This window comes from Nostocoides australiense Ben110, assembly GCF_001050535.1.
Classification (GTDB): Bacteria; Actinomycetota; Actinomycetes; order Actinomycetales; family Dermatophilaceae; genus Nostocoides_A; species Nostocoides_A australiense.
Map to the genome: position 1 here is coordinate 3,598,138 of NZ_HG764815.1, position 1,513 is coordinate 3,599,650.

The window sequence follows — 1,513 nt, forward strand, 5'->3', positions numbered from 1 at the left end:
CCCTGTGCGTCAGGCTGTGGTGAGACACGACGACTGAGTTCCTTCCCTTGCACGGGGTGAGAAGCGAGTAGTAGCTGATGACGATGACTTTGGCCGATGGGGCCGTTGATGATGGGGTCATGGGACCTCGAGGTGACCGGCCCAAGCGGCGGGTGTTCACGGCGGAGTACAAGGCGCGGATCCTGGCCGAGTACGACGCGGCCGAGCACGGTGGGCGGGGTGCGGTCCTGCGCCGGGAAGGGCTGTACTCCTCGCACATCGTGGAGTGGCGTCGAGCGGCTGACGCCGGTGCCCGGGCTGGTTTGGGCCCGGTCTCGCGGGACCGCCGCGACCGGGAGATTGAGGAGCTCACGGCCCGGGCCGAGCGGGCCGAGGCCGAGCTGGCGCGCACGAGGGCGGCGCTGGACCTGGTGGGAAAAGCACACGCGCTCTTGGAGACGCTCTCCGAGGGCGCGGAGCCGACCAAGCGGTCGCGGCGGTGATCAACCCGCTCGTGGACGAGCTGGCGGTGCACACCGGCGTCAAGACGGCGTGCGCGCTGCTGGGCCGGGCGCGGGGTAGCCACTACCGGGCCAAAGCTCCTCGCCCGGTGAGGGATTCGGCGCCGCGCCCGGCCCCGCCGAACGCGCTGACCGACGCCGAACGGGCGCAGGTGCTCGCGGTGTTGACCAGCGACCGGTTCATCGACAAGTCCGTGGCCCAGGCGTGGGCGACGCTGTTGGACGAGGGTACCTACCTGTGCTCGCGGTCCACGATGCACCGGATCCTGCGCGCGAACGACGCCGCGGGTGAGCGCCGAGCTCAGGCCACCCACCCGCCCCGGGTCAAACCGGAGCTGGTGGCGACCCGGCCCGGGCAGGTGTGGTCCTGGGACATCACCAAGCTCCGAGGACCGCAGCGTGGGGTGTACTACGACCTGTACGTCGTGCTCGACATCTTCTCCCGCTACGTCGTGGCGTGGACCGTCGCCGCCCGCGAAGACGCTCAGATCGCCAAGAGCATGCTCGAGGAGGCGATGGGTGTGCACGGCATCCCCGATGTCGTCCACGCCGACCGGGGCACCTCGATGACCTCCAAACCGGTCGCCCAGCTGCTCGTCGACCTGAGCGTGACTCGCTCCCACTCCCGCCCTCACGTGTCCAACGACAACCCCTACAGCGAGGCGCAGTTCAAGACGTTGAAGTACGCCCCGGTCTTCCCTGGCGAGTTCGGCTGCCTCGCCGACGCCAGAGCCTTCTGCGCCAGGTTCTTCGGCTACTACAACCATGAGCACCGCCACTGCGGGATCGGGCTGCACACCCCCGCCTCGGTCCACTACGGCACCGCGACCGAGGTCCGCGCTCAGCGGCAGGCCACCCTCGACGCTGCCTACGCCGCGCACCCCGACCGCTTCGGCCACCGCCGGCCGGCACCGCCGAAACTGCCCACCGCCGCGTGGATCAACCAACCCTCACGGGAGGCCCTCATACAAAGCGCCTGACCGCAGATGTCTCAAACGGCTTGACACCTTCCG

2 protein-coding genes are annotated in these 1,513 nt (G+C 69.6%); both read left to right on the forward strand.

The annotated features are described in order from the left end of the window. Window positions 1-119 precede the first annotated feature (119 nt). On the forward strand, window positions 120-482 hold the full coding sequence (locus BN11_RS25915; protein WP_201329298.1) for a hypothetical protein: 363 nt from the start codon (window positions 120-122) through the stop codon (window positions 480-482). Next, the gene (locus BN11_RS17590) at window positions 479-1,480 is read left to right on the forward strand and encodes an IS3 family transposase (RefSeq protein WP_048699608.1); all 1,002 of its coding nucleotides are present in this window, start codon (window positions 479-481) and stop codon (window positions 1,478-1,480) included. The genes BN11_RS25915 and BN11_RS17590 overlap by 4 nt, the downstream gene beginning before the upstream one ends. Window positions 1,481-1,513: the final 33 nt, after the last annotated feature.

Bases quoted from the DNA above. Each gene is read 5' to 3' on its own strand.
- BN11_RS25915 (WP_201329298.1), top strand. From the start codon at position 120: ATGGGACCTCGAGGTGACCGGCCCAAGCGGCGGGTGTTCACGGCGGAG.